Below are 17,653 nucleotides of genomic sequence, written 5' to 3'. Positions count from 1 at the left end.
GCCGCCTCCCGCGGTGAGGTTCAGCGGCTGTGCGCCGTCAGCTTTGCCAGCGGCGCGGCCAGCGTGACGCCCGGCGCGCCGGCCAGCACGCTGTCGACTGCCTCGTCCAGGCCGGGCTGCGCCGCGCGCAGCACCGGCGCCGCGTTGTCGCGCCGCATCGCCACGCCCACCGCCAGCATGTCGATCACCAGCAGGTGCAGGATGCGGCTGATCATCGGCAGGTGCGTCGCGACATCCTCGACGTGATCGACGATCAGCGCCGCGTCGGCCTTCTTGGCCAGCGGCGACTGGCTCGCGGTGATCGCCACCACGTGGGCGCCGCGCTCGTGCGCCGCGTCGGCCACCGCGATCAGCTCGGGCAGCTTGCCGCTGCTGCTGATCAGCACCGCCACGTCGCCCGCCTTGAGCGTGCGCGCCGCCAGCAGCTGCAGCCGCGGCTCGACATAGGCGTTGCAGGCGATGCCCAGGCGCAGGAACTTGAACTGCGCATCCTGCGCGACCACGCCGTAATGGCCGATCGCGAAGAACTCGATGCGCGGCGCCTTGAGCAGCAGCTCGATGCTGCGGTCGATCGTGTCGCGGTTGAGCTGGCTGCGCACCTGCAGGATCGCCGACGCGGTGTTGCCCAGCACCTTCTCGCCGAGCTCCACCATCGAGTCGTCCTGCGTCACCTGCGTGTGGCTGACCGGCACCGTGCCGGTCAGGCCCGAGGCCAGCCGCAGCTTGAAATCGGACAGGCCCTCGCAGCCCAGCGAGCGGCAGAAGCGGATCACCGTCGGCTGGCTGACATGGGCCGCCTTGGCGATCTCCGCGATCGGATCGTTCAGCACCTTGCGCGAATGCGCCAGCACGTGGTCCGCCACGCGCTGCTCGGCCGGCGACAGGCCGTCGCGCGCGCGCCGGATCTGGCCCACGATCGCCGACGCGCCGCCGGTGCTCTGCAGGCTGCGCATCTGCGCCTCCAGGATCGCCGAGGCGCCCTTGAAGGTCGCGTGCTCGGCCGTGATCACGTAGGTCGGGATCGCGGCGACGTAGCTGGAGAAGCGACCCTTGTCCTCGAAGCGGGCGCGGAAGCGCGAGCGGTCGAAGTACTCGCCCAGCCGCGGCACGATGCCGCCGCCGATGTAGATGCCGCCCAGCGCGCCCAGCGTCACCGCCAGGTTGGCCGCCGCCGTGCCCAGCAGCGTGCAGAACAGCTCCAGCGTCTCCTCGCAGACCGGGTCGGTGGCCTCGAGCGCGCGGGCGGTGATCTCGGGCGCGCTCAGCGGCTCGCAGGGGCGCTTCAGATAGTCCGCCATCGCGCGATGCATCAGCTCCAGGCCGGGGCCGGAGAGCAGGCGCTCGAAGGACACGTGCTCGTATTCGTTCCAGGCGAAGCGCAGCAGGGCGATCTCGCGCTCGTCGCGCGGCGCGAAGTTGGTGTGGCCGCCTTCCGAGCCCAGCGAGATCCAGCCCTCGCCGGCCGGGATCAGGCCCGACACGCCCAGGCCGGAGCCCGAGCCCAGCAGCCCGATGACGCTGTGGGCGCGCGGCTCGCCGCCGCCGATCTGGCGGATCTCGCCGCCGCGCAGCCGCGGCAGCGCCATCGCCAGCGCGGTGAAGTCGTTGACCACCACCAGCGTGTCCAGGCCGAGGCGCTGACGCGCCTCCTCGATCGAGAACTGCCAGTGGTAGTTGGTCATGCGCACCAGGTCGCCCTCGACCGGGTTGGCGATCGCGATCGCCGCGTGCGCGACCTGCAGCTGCTTGGGCAGCCGGTCCATGTAGGCGCGCACGGCGGCGTGGAAGTCGGCGTGTTCGGAGCAGCGCAGCAGCGCGATGTGCTCGAACTCTCCCGGGGCGGTCTCCAGGGCGAAGCGGGCGAAGGTGCCGCCGATGTCGGCGATCAGCCGGGGACTGTCGAATTCACGCATGAAAGAGGGTGGATGGCCGCGGCCGGACGCGCGCGGCGGAGGGAAGGGCGATTATGTCCCGGCGCTCCAAAGCCGCCGGAAGGGTTCGCCCTAGCGATCCGAAGCGCCCCGCGCAAGAACTCCCTCGCCCCCCGCGAGGGGGGAGAGGGCAGGGGAGAGGGGGTGCTTCGAAGGGCAGCAGCGCTGTGGCACGAGCCCCCTCTCCCCTCCCTCTCCCCGCTGGGGCGAGGGTGTAGGAACGAGCGAGCTCTGCCGGCAAGAACTCCCTCTCCCCGACGGGGAGAGGGAATGACTTCGACGAGCGGCGGGCAGTTCATGCTGTAGTGTGACTACATTGTCCGTCCCCGCGCGCTGCCGGTGAAAAACCTCAATGGCGGCAACGAGTTGATTGAGCTTGCGCATCCGATTCCCACCCGGAGATGCCACCGTGTACGCCGCCTTTGGGTCTCTTCTCTTGCACAATCGATGTAGTTTTGCTACCTTGCTCGGCTACGCCGATCCGGCGCCGATCAAGCAGGGCAAGAACAGTGCAAACAGAACCAGGTGTGACCATCAGCCGGACCGACACGGCCGGCCATCAAGGCGGTGCGGGCTATCCGTGGCTGGTCGCGGATATCGGCGGCAGCAATGCCCGCTTCGGCTGGGTCGATGGCCCCGGCCGGCCGGTGGAGCATGTGCGCAAGCTGCCGGTGCCTCGCTACGAATCGCTGCATGCCGCGGCCGAGGCCTATCTGGAAGAACTCGCGGGGCTGGGTCTCGCGGCCCGTCCTCGCCGCGCCTCGCTGGCGCTGGCCACGGCGATCAAGAGTGATCGCATCGAACTGACCAACAGCCACTGGACCTTCTCGCGCAGCAAGCTGCAGGCCGACCTGGGCGTGGACGAACTGCGGCTGCTGAACGACTTCGAAGCGCTCGCGCTGTCGCTGCCTGGCCTGACCGCCGGGCAGACGGCCGCCGTGCCCGGTCCGGCGCTCGCCGGCAAGCCGCATGGCACGCTGGCCGTCATCGGTCCGGGCACGGGGCTCGGCGTCGGCGGCGTGATCGAGACCTCCGGCGGCTGGGTCGCCTTGCCGGGCGAGGGCGGCCACATGACGCTGGCGGCCACCAATGATTACGAAAGCGAGCTGCTGGCCGTCGCGCGCCGGGAGTTTCCGCATGTCTCGGCCGAGCGCTTCCTGTCCGGCATCGGCCTGCCGACGCTGCATGCGGCCGTCGCGACGGTCGAGGGGCAACCGTCGGCCCAGCGCCTGACGGCGGAGCAGATCCTCGAGCGCGCCCAGGCCGGCGATGCGATCTGCGCCAAGACGGTGGAGCAGTTCTGTGCCTTCCTCGGCAGCTTTGCCGGCAGCGTCGCGTTGGCGCTGGGGGCGACCACGGTCTACATCGGCGGCGGCATCGTGCCGCGGCTGGGTGACCGTTTCTTCGAGTCGCCCTTCCGCGCCCGCTTCGAGGCCAAGGGCCGCTTCGCGTCCTACCTGGGCGCGGTGCCTTGCGTCCTGATCACCGACACGCTGACCGCGCTCGCGGGTGCGGCGTTCGCGCTGGAGCAGTCCGTACGATGAGTACGTAGTCGGATGGAAATCAATCTGTAGTCGAGCTACATCACCCTTTCATAACGGCGGCCCCAGTGGCCGCCGTTTTGCTTTTCTGCCCCCTAACTTGCTGTTTTATTGGTGAAAACCCGAATCTGTGACGTCGTTTTTCCGCCATGAAGCGGGTCTAACCGGACTTCCAGGGTTTGCGAGAGCTTGGTTCGTCATCTAGTTTTAGTACAGAATTCTTTTCGAACGTTGGGTTCCGTGGTCCCTGCAACGTGAACCTTCAGGTCGCAGTGCCCCGCAGGGCGAGCCAGAGACGGGCGCCGGATGGCGTTCGAGAGCAGCAAGAGCTACAGGAGACAGACAAATGAAGACATCGCACGCCTCGCGCGAGCTGTTCCGCGTGCAACCGGTCGCGGCCGGCTGCCTGGTGACGCTGGCCCTGATGGCCGGCGCCGCGCACGCGCAGCAAGCCCAGACCGAAGCCGACAAGGAAGCCGCGGCCAAGGCCGCCGCCGACAAGACGCTGGAGACGGTGACCGTCACCGGCATCCGCCGCGGCATCGAGGCCGCGATCTCGGTGAAGAAAAACTCCGACCTGATCGTCGAGGCCGTGTCGGCCGAGGACATCGGCAAGCTGCCCGACGTGTCGATCGCCGAGTCGATCGCCCGCCTGCCCGGCCTGTCGGCCCAGCGCGTGGCGGGACGCGCGCAGGTGATCTCGGTGCGCGGCCTGTCGCCCGACTTCGCCACCACGCTGCTCAACGGCCGCGAGCTGGTCTCCACCGGCGACAACCGCAGCGTCGAGTTCGACCAGTACCCGTCCGAGTTGCTCAGCGGCGTGGTGATCTACAAGACGCCGGATGCCGGCCTGGTGGGCCAGGGCCTGTCGGGCACGATCGACATGCAGACGGTCCGTCCGCTGAACTTCAGCAGCCGCGTGGTCACGCTGAACGCGCGCGGCCAGCACAACTCGCTGGGCAAGGCGGCCAACGCCAGCGCCAACGGCAACCGGCTCAGCGCCAGCTACATCGACCAATTCGCCGATCGCACCATCGGCGTGTCGCTGGGTTACGCGCACCAGCAGACGCCGGTGCAGGAAGAGCAGGTCGGCTTCTACGAGCCGTGGGACCAGACCGGCCGCACCGGGCTGCCGGCGGGCACCTACAACTCGGGCGGCATCAAGGCGCTGCGCCGCACCGGCAAGACCGAGCGTGACGCGCTGATGGGCACGGTCGAGTTCCGTCCGACCAAGAACTGGACCAGCGTCGTCGACGGCTTCTGGACCAAGGCCAAGCAGGTGGACACCGCCAACCAGTTCGAGATGAACCTGGGCTGGAACGGCAACAACGCGCCGGCGGGGCTGAACTGGTCGAACCCGGTCATCAACGAGAACGGCACGCAGACCGGCGGCACGCTGCTGAACGCGTATCCGCTGATCCGCGGCATGTACAACAAGCGCGACGACAAGATCGTCGCCGCGGGCTGGAACAACAAGCTGCGCTTCGAGAGCGGCCTGTCGCTGACGGCGGACGTGAACTACTCGCGCGCCACCCGCAACGAGCTGAGCCTGGAGAACAACACCCAGCTGGCCCGGGCCTCCGCGACCAACTGGCCGCTGGACAACGTGGCGCTGGCGTTCAAGACGGGCGACTTCTCGCAGATCGTGCCGACGCAGAAGTACTCGGACCCGGCGCTGCTGTACCTGCAGGACACGATCTACGGCTCGGGCTACGGCAAGGTGCCCAGCGTCAAGGATGAGCTGACGGGCTTCAAGCTGGTGGCCAACCTGCCGGCGCCGGCCTTCGCGTCGGGGCTGTTCTCCGATTTCGAGGCGGGGCTGAACTACGCGGACCGTTCCAAGAAGAAGCGCCAGCCGGAAGGCAACATCAATGTCGGCGCGCAAGGCGCGACGCCGATCGCCTCGGACCTGCAGTACAGCCCGGTGGACCTGAGCTTCGCGGGCCTGGGCCTGATCCCGGCCTGGAACGTGCCGGGCGCGGTCGGCCGCTACATGACCTTCGTGCCGGGGGAATCGGCCAGCTACCTGATCCCCAAGGCCTGGCAGGTCAAGGAGAAGGCGACGACGGTCTACCTGAAGGGCAACCTGGACGCGACCACCTTCGGCATCCCGATGCGCGGCAACGTCGGCCTGCAGGTGGTGCACACGGACCAGTCCTCGCAGTCCAACTACTGGGACTCGACGCTCAATGGCGGCACGGGCGGCATCAAGCCGATCGAGGGCGGCAAGACCTACACGGATTACCTGCCGTCGCTGAACCTGTCCTGGAACCTGCCGGGCGATCAGACGGTGCGCTTCGCGCTGGCCAAGCAGATGGCGCGTCCGCGCGTGGAGCAGATGAACGCGGGCCTGGAGTTCGGCGTCAACGGCACGACGGGCAGGCCGGGCGCCACGGGCGGCAACCCGACGCTGAATCCGTGGCGTGCCAACGCGGTCGACCTGTCCTGGGAGAAGTACTTCGGCAACAAGGCCTACGTGGCCGCGGCCGCGTACTACAAGGACCTGCGCAGCTACATCTACAAGCAGACGGTGGATGGCTACGACTTCTCGCGCTTCGTGGTCGATTACAAGCCGCAGCCGGGCCAGCCGCCGGCGCTGATGACGGGTGACTTCACCGCCCCCTACAACGGCCAGGGAGGCCAACTCAAGGGGCTGGAGCTGACGGCGTCGCTGCCGCTGAACCTGATCAGCTCGTCGCTGAACGGTTTCGGCATCACGGCCAGCGCGACCTTCAACGACAGCAACATCTCGATCAAGGATCCGGACAGCGCGAGCAGCGTGGGCAGCGGACCGATCTCGCTGCCGGGCCTGTCCAAGCATGTGTACAACCTGACCGCGTACTACGAGGCCAATGGTTTCGAGTTCCGGATCAGCCAGCGCAAGCGTTCGGACTTCATCGGCGAGATCGGCAACTTCAACGGTTCGCGCACGCTGCGCTACGTGGTGGGCGAGAGCATCGTGGATGCGCAGATCGGCTACACGTTCAACGATGGTCCGCTGAAGGGGCTGGGGCTGCTGGCGCAGGTCAACAACCTGACCGACGAGGCGTATCGCACCTACGCGCAGAGCAAGGACCGTCCGCTGGAGTACATCAAGTGGGGCCGCACCTTCCTGCTGGGCGCGACCTACAAGTTCTGATCGCCGGCTCAGCCTGCGAGCCTGAATGACGCAGCCCCGTCCGGCGTGAGCCGGGCGGGGCTGTTTGCGTTGGGCCGAGGATCTCTTGAGATGAGATATATGTTGGCAAATTCTGCGATGTACTAATATATATGTCATGCCAAGACGCAGTGCCGCCGCCGACCAGATGCCCATCGCGGTTCTCGCCCACCTGCGGGAACTGGGCGAGAACCTGTCGCTTGCCAGGAAGCGGCGGCAGGAGCCGCTGAAGTCCTGGGCGAAGCGGATCGGTGTCTCCGAGCCCACCCTGATGCGGATGGAGAAGGGCGATCCAACCGTCTCCATGGCCGTCTACGCGACGGCGCTGTGGCTCATGGGACGGGACTCGGCGCTGCCGGACCTCGCCGCGCCCGAGCATGATCGCGGCGCGCTCGAGCAGGCCGTGCGGGTCGCGAAGCAGCGTGCCGTGCGCAAGCGCACGACGATCGATGAGCGGCTCGCCGCGGGCAAGGATCGGGGAGGTGACGCATGACCAGGGAACGGGGCTATGAGCCGTCCGAAGCGCTGTGGCTATGGTGGCTGAGCGATCCGGCGGCGCCGATGCTGATTGGGGAGCTGCGCATCGCGCGGGCGCTGAAAGGTGTCTCCCTGACCTATGGGCGGGACTGGCTGTCGAAGGGCTTTGCCTTGAGCGAGGATCTGCCGCTTGATCCCGGGGAGAAGTTCCCTGCGGAAAAGGAGACGGCCGCCGGCGCGGTCGATGACGCGAGACCCGATCGATGGGGCGAGCGGGTGATCCGTTTCCTGGACAAGCCCAAGCGCCTGGCGGTGCTGGACTACCTGTACTTCGCTGGACACGAGCGCTTTGGCGCGCTCGGCGTATCGACCTCGCCCGAGGTCTACGAGCCTCGCCGCCTGGGGCCGCTCCCCCATCTTGCGGACGTCGCATCGATGGACGAGCTGGTGCGGCGCATCCTCGCGGGCGAGCCGGTGGACGACGCGGGGCGGCGCCTGATCGCTCCGGGCGTCACGTTCGGTGGCGCGCGTCCGAAGGGGTTGATCACGATTGAAGGCGAGCAGTGGGTCGTCAAGTTCTCGGAGCCTGGCGAGGACTTCGACATGCCGCTGGTCGAGCACGCGACGATGACGCTGTGCGCGCGTGCCGGCATCCGGGTCGCGGAGACCCGTGCATTGACGCTGCCGCAAGGTCATGCCGTCGCGGTGCGGCGGTTCGACCGGGTGGGAAGCCGGCGCGTGCATGGCATGTCGGCGAATGTCGCGCTCAAGGCGATGAAGGCGGGGCTCGGCTATCCGGAGCTGTCGCAGTTGCTGCGGCGTCGAGGCGTCATTGAAGGCGATCGGTCGCAGATGGAGATGCGCGAGCTGTTCCGGCGGATGGTGTTCAACATCCTGATCGACAACACCGATGACCATGAGAAGAACCATGTGCTGCTGGTCACGCAGCGCGGGGAGCTGTCCTTGTCACCCGCGTTCGACGTGCTGCCGTCCGGACAGGCGCTGGGATATCAGCAGCTGCGGGTCGGCGCGGAGGGTCACGATTCGACGATCGACAACGCCATGTCCGAAGCTCATCTCTTCGGGATGAACGACAAGCAGGCAGCGGAAGAAGTCGTGCGCGTCGCTGAAGTCGTCAACGGCTGGAAGGCGCACTTCCAACAAGCCGGTGTGTCGTCCAGGGATATCGATCTGCTCGCCGAGCAGATCGATCGACCGGGTCTGGCGTCGCAGCGCGTGAAGCGGCGAAGCTGAATCGGGTGACCCGAATGACGCAGTCCCGTCCGGCGTGAGCCGGGCGGGGCTGTTTGCGTTGAGGCCGGGTCCGATCCGATGCGAGTGAAGGAATCAAGGCCCAGGAACTCGCCTCTGAAAGCGGTGGACTGACGCGCCTTCTTCAAGTCGACGTTGGAGCTTGTCGTGGGGTTGCTGTTGTCGCTGTGCGCGTTGCGCCGGGTGGGGGTTGTCGCCGTGGCGCTGTTGGGTGGCGTAAGCATGACGCCGGTGTCGGCGCAGTACCGCGAGCAACGCATCACGACGGCGCAGGGGACCTATGTCCTGCGCAGCGATGCTGACGACGACGAGAGGATGGAAGGCTGGTCTTCGTCGTTGATGGCGCATCGCCCGGATGGCACCGAGTTGCTGTTCGCGGAAGTCGGCCTGGTGGTGGGCTGCTGGGAATTCACGCCGCAGGTCGTGCAGGTGAGGGCCAGGTCGGGGCATCAGGTCTCCGTCGTGTTGTTGTGCGGAACGCCCGGGGGCGGAGGGCGATATGAAACGCTCATTGCGCTCCGTGACGGCACCGGCGAGTTCGATCAACTGGACGGCGGCGAAGAGAACATGGTGCCGTACGTGGCTCGGGACGGGCGGCTGATCGGGACGGTGCTGGTTCGTCAAGACGTCCCTGGTATCTCTTGGCTCGTCGAGGTACCCATGCAGTTCGAATTGAATGTCGACCGGTCACCGATCCGTTTCGAACCGGTCAAGGGGGACCTCATTGCGCCGCGGGTGGCGGAGATTCTGGAGGCCAAGCGCAAGCGGCTGCTTTCTCATCACGCAGCGGAAGACTATTTCGCGTCTGCTCATGCTGCACTGGGAGAGCGGGCTTGTGCCCACCTTCACAAGGATCTTCCAGGTCTCTGGAAGTTGTTGGGCGATGCGGAGCTGGCGGCTCTGAATCGCTGGATTACCACACGTTTCTCTTTGAAGGAGTGCAAGCGACATGGGACCCATCAGTAAACGGCAGCGCGCAGTGGCTGAACAGATAGTCGCCTACGGACGCAGCAAGGGGATAAAGCAGCATCTGATCGATGCGGCCGTGAAATTCGCGTACATCGAGTCAAAGCTTGGCGCAGTGGAATCGGGAGGGGGGAACAATGCCGATGGCCTCTTTCAGTACAAGCCGACGCCGTGGAAAGAACGGCACCAAAGGAGACTTGGTCCGAATAGGATGTCGATTGGAAATCAGATCGTCGCGATGTTCCACGATCTGCATAGATTTGAGCAGCGTTACCACGATCCCACGTCCCGAATTCCCCGGCACCGGCTGTCGTTGGAGGAGTATCTCTATATCAAACACCATGACGGCCCGAGTAGCGAGGAGTTCTGGCCGAGATTCAGTGGCCCTGGAAAGTTCAATGGACTCTGGGTCTATCGCCGCGACAACCAGAGTTACGACGCGGCCGCGATCTTCGGTGCAAGGAAACCCGGCGAACCCGGCGCAGCCAAGCCACCGGTGAGCGGCCCGCCCGCCATCCAGAACCCCTTCGAGATCAAGTTCGGCTTGTCCACCGTGGACGCGATCAATCGTGGCGGGTTTGACGTGGATCTGCCGGGGTTGGCGGTTGGCGCCTTCACGAGGCCTCCGGTGCCTTTGGCTCCGTGGCAATGGCCTGCCGTGGAACACGGATGGTCCCGCCAGGATCGAATCTCGGATCTCATCAAATCCCAGGGAGGTCAACCCCGCAGCTACATCGACACGCATTACTTCGATGCGAGCGGCGCCTCCGTTTCCACGCGTCAACGGTTCAGGCGTTCGGTGGGAGAGATGACGGAGACAATGGCCGCGATGGTTTCCCCGGGTGGGGACGCTCTGTCGCCCGGTTGGGTCTTGCCGCTGCAGATCCAGCCAACGATCAGCGTTCAGGTTTGAACTGAGCTCCTGAAGGTGAGCGGCGCAGCTCTGTTCCGGCGTGAGCCGGCCGGGTTGCGTTCCGCCACATTACTCAGTCGGCGATTGCACCTTCACGCAGACGGCTAGAACCGTGACGGCGCCGCTGGCAAAGGTGGAATTTGGCGTCGCCTCGAGACTTGTCGTACTCCTTTGCACGATCTGCTCTGGCTTAACGCCAAATTCAACAAGAGACGCGGCCAGGATCGCAGTTCGGCGGGTGGCTCCGCCATTCGAATCGGAGACATTCAGTTCGGTAAGAATAAATCGAGCTTGCTGATCGGGCTCGCAACTCAAGTTCGTGCTGTCAATAGTGTCCTTGACGTGCTTCAGATTATCTCCCTGGAACTCCTGCTCCACGTCAACGAAGATCGCTGAAGACGGCGCTGCTCCGCAAGAAACGTTCGAACAGAATCCAAAGGCCGCAAGAAGCGACAGTGCAAGGAGTTTTATCATGGCTGAGAAATATCAATTTCCTCAAATAGCGACGAGATCGGGCTCGCTGCGTGGAAATGCGCTTTCCTTGAAGCGCGCAACATAGTCGAACTGACTTTAGGCCCAGTTGAAAAATTCCGGTCACGGTGAAAATCCCTCATTTTTTCGTTCAACAGGCTCGCGAGGAAATTCGGGAAAGCACCGCCTCCTAAGCGGCGCTTGAATCACACCCGGGGTGCCTTTGACTCCGCGAGCCCGTCGTAGAACGCGGACGGTCTCGTCAGGATCGCGTCTCGGAGGTCGTCAAATTGCGGTTTTCAACCAGAGCGATCAACGAGCGGCTCGGTGCGGGCAAGGAGCCACGCCTCTAGATGAAGACGAATGTTCATCATTCTGGACAAATACCGGCTAAATTGCCTAGAATGATGAACATGCCTAGCAAACCGCCCGTCGTGTTTCCTCAAGAGCAGCGCATGCTTGCCCAGTTGGGCGAGCGCATCCGCCTGGCTCGATTGCGTCGGCAACTGAGCAGCGTCGCAGTGGCCGGGCGAGCGGGCATTTCGCGCACCACGCTCTACAAGGTCGAGGTCGGCGACGCAGGCGTCACGATGGGCACTTATCTGCGCGTCTTGGCGGCATTGGGTCTTGCCAATGATCTCGACGCTGTCGCCGCGGACGACCGCGTGGGTCGACGTCTGCAAGACCTGGCACTCGAACCCGCCGCCGGAGCACCCCAGAAGCGAGCCGCCACCAAATCCCCCATCCCCTCCGGCTCGTCTGAGGAGCAGGGGTGATGGCCGATCGGAACGAGGCATTGGAAGTCTGGCTGGACTGCGATCTCGGCCCGGCGACGCTGGTGGGCATGCTGACCCACGATCGCGGTCAAGTGCGTTTTCGCTATGAGCGCGCCTGGCTGGAAGACCCTCGAGCGTTTGCGTTGGATCCGGATCTCTCGCTGGACGCGCACCCCTTCTTTCCGAAGCCCGAATGGGGCAACTTCGGAATCTTCCTGGACTCGTCGCCGGATCGATGGGGCCAGACGCTCATGAAGCGCCGGGAGGCGCTTCAAGCCAAGGACGAGAAGCGTCCCGTGAGGACCCTTTATGCATGGGACTTCCTGATCGGAGTCCAGGACTTGACGCGACAAGGCGCGTTGCGATTCCGCCGCGCCGGTGCGCGGGACTTCCTCGGCAACGAAGGTCTTGCCGCGCCGCCTGTGACCACCTTGCGTGAACTGGAATCCGTGGCGATGGCCCTCACGAGCCGGCGCCTGGACAACCTCGATGCGCTGCGCCGATGGCTGGTGGTGCTGGTCGCGCCCGGCGCTTCGCTGGGTGGCGCAAGGCCCAAGGCCAATTTTTCGGACACGGATGGCGCGCTATGGATCGGCAAGTTCCCCGCGCGCGACGACGATCGGGACGTCGGTGCCTGGGAGCATGTGGCGCACGCGCTTGCGATGAAGGCGGGGATCGAAGTTCCTTCGGCACGGGTCGTCCGGCTGAACAGCGAGTTCCACACGTTTTGCGTGCAGCGCTTCGATCGAGTCCACGGCAAGCGGCGCTTCTATGCTTCCGCGATGACGCTTCTGGGAAAGGAGCAGAGCGAGGGGACGAGTTACCTGGAGTTGGCCCAGTTCATCCGAGAGCGTGGGGCAGGAGTTCATGTGAAGAGTGATCTCGAACAGCTCTTCCGGCGAGTGGCGTTCAACGTCGCCATTGGCAATCGTGACGATCACTTGCGCAACCATGGCTTTGTCTTGGACAAGCTCGGTTGGCGCCTCGCGCCTGCGTTCGACGTCAACCCAAATGTCGACAAGGCGGAGCACGTGCTCAACATCGACGACAGCGACAACAGGCCGGATCTAAATACCGTGCTGGCCTCGGCCGCCTTCTATGGGCTGACCGAGGTGCGCGCGCAGGCGGTCGTTGAAGAGGTCGCCATCGCGGTGGATGGCTGGCGGATGCAGGCCCGTCGCGCGCGGATCGCTGCCGCGGATATCGAGATCACCGAACCCGCGTTCTCGGCGCACGCGAAGTACCGGGGCCGCGCTGCTTGATCGCGTCAGCTCGCCTCAGCCCTTCACTCCGCCCGCCGTCAGCCCCGACACGATCCAGCGCTGGGCCAGCAGGAACACCGCCGTGATCGGCAGTCCCGACAGTACCGCTGCCGCCGCGAAGTCGCCCCACAGGAAACGCTGGTCGTGCAGGTAGTACTTCGAGCCCACCGCCAGCGTCAGGTTGGCCTCTTCGCGCAGCAGCACCGAGGCCACCGGGTACTCGATGATGCAGCCGATGAAGGCCAGCACGAACACCACCATCAGGATCGGCACCGCCATCGGCAGCAGCACCAGCCGGAACGCCTGCCAGTGCGACGCGCCATCCACCTTCGCGTTCTCCTCGATCTCCACCGGGATCGTCTCGAAGTAGCCCTTGATGGTCCAGATGTGCGTCGCCACGCCGCCCAGGTAGGCCACGATCACCCCCGCGTGCGTCTCGATGCCCAGCCACGGCACGAAGCTGCCGATGGTCTCGAAGATCGCGTAGATCGCCACCAGCGCCAGCACCGGCGGGAACATCTGCAGCAGCAGCATGCTGTTCAGGATCCCGCCCTTGAACGGGAAACGCAGCCGCGCGAAGCCGTAGGCCGCCGTCGTCGAGATGCCCACGATCAGCAGCGCCGAGATCGTCGCCACCTTGATCGAGTTCCACAGCCAGGTCAGCACCGGGAACGGCGGCTGCACCAGCGAGCCGTCGGCCGCCTGGTACGGGATGCCCAGCGCCAGCTGCCAGTGCTCCAGGCTGATCGCCGTGGGGATCAGGCTGCCCGTGGCGAAGTTGCCCGGCCGCAGCGAGATCGACACCACCGCCAGCAGCGGGAACAGCGTGACCGCCAGGAAGACCCACAGCAGCGCGTGCGCCGCCGCGACGCGCCAGCGCGCCTGCTTGCCTCGAACGATGGCCATGGTCCGGGCGTCCTTATGAGTTGGCCTTGCGCATCAGGCGCAGGTTCAGCAGCGACATCGCCGCCACCAGAATGAAGATCAGCGTCGAGATCGCCGCGGCCAGGCCGAAGTCCGTGCCCGAGTCGCGGAACGCGATGCGATAGGTGTAGCTCACCAGGATGTCGGTCTGGCCCGCCGGGATCTTGGTCGACAGGTAGTCCGGCCGCCCATCGGTCAGCAGCGCGATCAGCACGAAGTTGTTGAAGTTGAACGCGAAGGCCGACACCAGCAGCGGCGACAGCGGCTTGATGATCAGCGGCGCCGTGATCCGGAAGAAGTTGGTCAGCGGTCCCGCGCCCGCCAGCGCCGAGGCCTCGTACAGGTCCGATGGAATCGCCTTCAGCAGCCCCGTGCACAGGATCATGATGTACGGATAGCCCAGCCACACGTTGACGATCAGCAGCATCGTCCGCGCCAGCCCCGGGTCCGCGAACCACGCCGGCCGCACGCCGAAGAGCGCGTCCAGGATCGCGTTGATCTCGCCGAAGTTCTGATTGAACAGGCCCTTGAACACGAGGATCGAGATGAAGCCCGGCACCGCGTAGGGCAGGAACAGCAGCGTGCGGTAGGCCGTGCGATAGCGCAGGTCCTCCCAGTTCAGCAGCACCGCCAGCATCATCCCGATCGCCGTGGCGAAGATCACCGTCAGCAGCGAGAACGCCACCGTCCAGCCGAAGATCGACAGGAAGGGGCCGCGGAACTCCGCGTCGAACAGCATGCGCCGGTAGTTCTGCGCGCCAACCATCACCTTGTAGCCCGGCGCCAGGTGCGTGCCCGCCGCCGCGCCCTGGCCCTCGTAGTAGCCGGTGGCGGCGTCGGGACGGAACAGGGCGCCATCGGCGACGCGCTTGAGCGCGCCATCGGGCTGCTCCTCGAAGTGCGGCCGGATCGGACCGAACTCGCGCAGGCCCAGGTAGCGCAGCGCCGCCGCGCCGCCCGCCGATGCCGGCAGCCGCAGGCGCAACTGCGCCAGCGCGTGGCGATGCGCGACCAGCTCCTTGAGCGTCAGCGCCGTGCCCAGCGTCGCGTCGGCCGGACCGGCCGCCTGCATCGCGACATCGAGCGGCCGGTCGCCCTGGCGCAGCGCCAGCGGCGGCGACACGAACTGCGCGGCGCCGCTCGCGGGGTCGCGCAGCACCAGGCGGAAGTCCTTGCCCACGCCATGCACGCTGTAGTCGCGCACCTCGTCGAGCACGGTGTCGTGCTGGTCGAGCAGGAATTCGCGCACGCGCTCCTGGCTCAGCAGGTGGGCCGACGAGTAGTTGGTGAAGCCGATCTGCGTCGTGAACGCGAGCGGAAACGCGATGAACAGCAGCATCCCGGCGACGCCGGGGAACAGGTAGCGATACGCGAAGCCCGCCTTCGACAGGTAGACCGCGAAGCCCGCGCCCGCCAGCAGCAGCGCGCCGAGCGCCCAGGCGGTCAGCCCGGCCGCGTACAGCATGAAGACGAGGTACAGCGCCGCCAGCGCGATGACCGCGATGGCCGGCCAGTACAGCGCCTTGCCCAGGCGATCCAGCGCGCCGGGCGGCTGGCGGGTGTAGGCCTGCGCCAGCGGCGATCCGGACAAGGTGGCGGCGAGCGCCGAGGTCGATGCGGTCGTGGCGTTCATTGCTTCAGCAGCATCCGGCCGGAGGCGCCATCCAGCGCGTCCTTGGGGCTTTGCAGGCCGTTGGTGATCGCCTCGAGCGCCGCGTCCATCGCGGTCCAGAAGCGGCCCACCTCGGGGATGTTGGGGATGGCCTCGCCGGCGCGGGCGTTCTCCATGCTGGCGCGGATCAGCGGATTCACCGACAGCGCCTGGTAGAAGGCCTTGTTGGCCGGCACGCCGATCGGCACGTCGGCATCGAGCACCCGCAGCGCCTCGGGCCGCATCAGGTGGCGCTCGATGAACTCGCGCGCGAGGTCCTTGTTCTTCGACGGCGCCGAGATCATGCAGCCCAGCACCCCGACGAAGGGCTTGGACGGCTTGCCCGCGATCACCGCCGGGATCGGCGCGACGCCGATCTCGATGCCCGCCTTGCGCGCGTTGTCCCAGGCCCAGGGGCCGGAGATCATCATCGCGATCTCGCCGCGCGCGAAGCTCGATTCCATCTCGGCGTAGCGCGCGCCGCGCGGCATCACGCCGTCCTGGATCAGGCGCCCGAGCATCCGTCCGGCGGCCTGCGCGCCCTCGTTGTTGACGCTGACCTGGCGCGCGTCGAAATCGCCCTGCGCGTCACGGCCGAAGATCACGCCGCCGGCGCCCGCGAACATCGGCCAGCTGAAGAAGCTCTTGTTGTAGTCCCACAGGATCGCGTGCTTCCCGCGCTTGCGGAGGTCCTTGTCGAGCGCGATGACCTCCTCCCAGGTCGCGGGCGGCTTGCCCACCAGCGCCTTGTTGTAGATCAGGCCGGTGGTCTCGATCGCGATCGGGTAGCCCCAGTAGCGGCCCTGGTAGCGGAAGGCCTGCCAGGCGGTGCCCTCGACCTCGTCGAACAGCGCCTTGCGCGGCTGCACCGGCGTCAGCAGGCCGGCCTTGGCCCATTCCCCGACGCGGTCGTGCGGCCAGCAGAAGACATCCGGTCCCTTGCCGGCGCCGGCCGCCTGCGTGTACTTCTCGGGCGCGTCGACCGGATGCTCGACGACGACCTTCACGCCGGACTCGCGCTCGAACGCGTCGCCCACCTTCTGCAGCCCGTTGTAGGCCTTGTCGCCGTTGATCCAGACCAGCAGCTTCGGAGCGGCCTGCGCGGCGGCCTGCTCGCAGCCCCCCAGCAGCGCGAGCGCCGCGAGCGCCGCGGCGGCCAGCTTCATGCGCGTCGCCGGCGCCGTCATGCCGCGGCCTCGAGCCGCTGGAACGCCAGGCCCTGCGCGTCGAAGAGGTAGCAGAGGTCCGGCGGCAGGTGCAGCTGCAGCGTGTCGCCGGAGCGCACGCGCTTGCGGCCGTCGAACTCGCAGGTCAGCGCGTCCTCGACGCCGGGATAGGCGCAGTACGCATGCGTGACGCCGCCCAGCGATTCGACGAAGGTCACCGTGCTCGAGATCAGGTTGGCATCGCCGCCGACCTCGAAGTGCTCGGGCCGCAGGCCCAGCGTCACCGGGTCGCCGGCCTTGGCGCGCGACGCATCGACGTGGGCGCGGATGATCGCGCCGTCGCTCAGCCGCAGCACCGCGTGATCGGCCGCGGCGCCGACGACCTCGGCCTCGATGAAGTTCATCTTCGGGCTGCCGATGAAGCCCGCGACGAAGAGGTTGTCCGGATGCTCGTACAGCTCCAGCGGCGTGCCGACCTGCTCGATCTTCCCGGCGCTCAGCACCACGATGCGGTCGGCCAGCGTCATCGCCTCGACCTGGTCATGGGTGACGTAGACCATGGTCGTCTTGAGGTCCTCGTGCAGCTTCGCGAACTCGTAGCGCATGCGCACGCGCAGCGCGGCATCGAGGTTGGACAGCGGCTCGTCGAACAGGAACACCTCGGGCTTGCGCACGATCGCGCGGCCGATGGCCACGCGCTGGCGCTGGCCGCCCGACAGGTCCTTGGGCTTGCGCTCGAGCAGGTGCTCGATGTGCAGGATGCGCGCGGCGTAGCGCACCGCGCGCTCGATCTCGTCCTTGGGCACCTTGGCCAGCTTCAACCCGAACGCCATGTTGTCGTACAGGTTCATGTGGGGATACAGCGCGTAGCTCTGGAACACCATCGCGATGCCGCGCTCGGACGGCGGCACGTCGTTGACCAGCCGCCCCCCGATGCGCATCTCGCCGCCGGTGATGTCCTCCAGCCCCGCGATCGTGCGCAGCAGCGTCGACTTGCCGCAGCCCGACGGGCCGACGAAGACCATGAACTCGCCGTCCCGGATCTCCAGGTCGATGCCATGCAGGATCTTGGTCTCGCCATAGGCCTTGACCACGCTGTGCAGCTTCACGTCCGCCACTTGGATACCTCCGCGCGCGCCCGGGGAG

At 66.5% G+C, this 17,653-nt stretch carries 14 protein-coding genes; 8 read left to right on the top strand and 6 right to left on the bottom strand.

The annotated features are described in order from the left end of the window. Window positions 1–20: 20 nt before the first annotated feature. The gene (locus ACEN96_RS19085; protein ID WP_495584649.1) at window positions 21–1,913 is read right to left on the bottom strand and encodes a glucokinase; all 1,893 of its coding nucleotides are present in this window, start codon (window positions 1,911–1,913) and stop codon (window positions 21–23) included. Between the two features lie 545 nt (window positions 1,914–2,458). Between ACEN96_RS19085 and glk the strand changes: the two genes are divergently transcribed. The 6 genes from glk to ACEN96_RS19055 all read left to right on the top strand — a co-directional run bounded on the left by glk (window position 2,459) and on the right by ACEN96_RS19055 (window position 10,257). Beyond that, a complete protein-coding gene (gene glk / locus ACEN96_RS19080; RefSeq protein ID WP_495584648.1) occupies window positions 2,459–3,475 on the top strand; it encodes a glucokinase in 1,017 nt (338 codons plus the stop codon). A 343-nt stretch (window positions 3,476–3,818) separates the two neighbouring features. Continuing rightward, window positions 3,819–6,611: a TonB-dependent receptor gene (locus tag ACEN96_RS19075; RefSeq protein WP_495584647.1), complete on the top strand. Its 2,793-nt coding sequence runs from the start codon at window positions 3,819–3,821 to the stop codon at window positions 6,609–6,611. Window positions 6,612–6,747: 136 nt separating this feature from the next. Continuing rightward, on the top strand, window positions 6,748–7,122 hold the full coding sequence (locus tag ACEN96_RS19070; RefSeq protein ID WP_495584646.1) for a helix-turn-helix domain-containing protein: 375 nt from the start codon (window positions 6,748–6,750) through the stop codon (window positions 7,120–7,122). Beyond that, complete coding sequence (locus ACEN96_RS19065; protein WP_495584645.1) at window positions 7,119–8,360, top strand: type II toxin-antitoxin system HipA family toxin; 1,242 nt, start codon at window positions 7,119–7,121, stop codon at window positions 8,358–8,360. Before ACEN96_RS19070 ends, ACEN96_RS19065 begins: the two co-directional genes overlap by 4 nt. Before the next feature lie 171 nt (window positions 8,361–8,531). After that, window positions 8,532–9,344: a hypothetical protein gene (locus ACEN96_RS19060; RefSeq protein WP_495584644.1), complete on the top strand. Its 813-nt coding sequence runs from the start codon at window positions 8,532–8,534 to the stop codon at window positions 9,342–9,344. Then, on the top strand, window positions 9,328–10,257 hold the full coding sequence (locus ACEN96_RS19055) for a hypothetical protein (RefSeq protein WP_495584643.1): 930 nt from the start codon (window positions 9,328–9,330) through the stop codon (window positions 10,255–10,257). The genes ACEN96_RS19060 and ACEN96_RS19055 overlap by 17 nt, the downstream gene beginning before the upstream one ends. 69 nt (window positions 10,258–10,326) lie before the next feature. On the opposite strand, the gene ACEN96_RS19050 is transcribed toward ACEN96_RS19055, so the two are convergent. After that, window positions 10,327–10,731, bottom strand: a complete 405-nt coding sequence (locus tag ACEN96_RS19050; RefSeq protein WP_495584642.1) for a hypothetical protein — start codon at window positions 10,729–10,731, stop codon at window positions 10,327–10,329. Between the two features lie 350 nt (window positions 10,732–11,081). Here ACEN96_RS19050 and ACEN96_RS19045 point away from each other — a divergent pair, with 350 nt between their 5' ends. Beyond that, on the top strand, window positions 11,082–11,504 hold the full coding sequence (locus tag ACEN96_RS19045; RefSeq protein ID WP_495584641.1) for a helix-turn-helix domain-containing protein: 423 nt from the start codon (window positions 11,082–11,084) through the stop codon (window positions 11,502–11,504). Further along, window positions 11,504–12,766, top strand: coding sequence for a type II toxin-antitoxin system HipA family toxin (locus tag ACEN96_RS19040; RefSeq protein ID WP_495584640.1), 1,263 nt, complete (start codon window positions 11,504–11,506; stop codon window positions 12,764–12,766). Before ACEN96_RS19045 ends, ACEN96_RS19040 begins: the two co-directional genes overlap by 1 nt. A gap of 15 nt (window positions 12,767–12,781) precedes the next feature. Here the strand turns inward: ACEN96_RS19040 and malG are convergent, their stop codons facing one another. The 4 genes from malG to ACEN96_RS19020 are packed head-to-tail and all read right to left on the bottom strand — an operon-like array spanning window position 12,782 to window position 17,625. Continuing rightward, window positions 12,782–13,672, bottom strand: a complete 891-nt coding sequence (malG, locus tag ACEN96_RS19035; RefSeq protein ID WP_495584639.1) for a maltose ABC transporter permease MalG — start codon at window positions 13,670–13,672, stop codon at window positions 12,782–12,784. Between the two features lie 13 nt (window positions 13,673–13,685). After that, window positions 13,686–15,323: a maltose ABC transporter permease MalF gene (gene malF, locus ACEN96_RS19030; protein WP_495584638.1), complete on the bottom strand. Its 1,638-nt coding sequence runs from the start codon at window positions 15,321–15,323 to the stop codon at window positions 13,686–13,688. Continuing rightward, on the bottom strand, window positions 15,320–16,528 hold the full coding sequence (gene malE, locus ACEN96_RS19025; protein ID WP_495584637.1) for a maltose/maltodextrin ABC transporter substrate-binding protein MalE: 1,209 nt from the start codon (window positions 16,526–16,528) through the stop codon (window positions 15,320–15,322). Before malE ends, malF begins: the two co-directional genes overlap by 4 nt. Then, a complete protein-coding gene (locus tag ACEN96_RS19020) occupies window positions 16,525–17,625 on the bottom strand; it encodes an ABC transporter ATP-binding protein (protein ID WP_495584636.1) in 1,101 nt (366 codons plus the stop codon). Before ACEN96_RS19020 ends, malE begins: the two co-directional genes overlap by 4 nt. Between the last annotated feature and the right edge of the window lie 28 nt (window positions 17,626–17,653).

This window comes from Roseateles sp. Mitsp63 (assembly GCF_059491535.1).
Note: the sequence above shows the minus strand (reverse complement) of the source record. Positions and strands in the feature narration are given on the sequence as shown.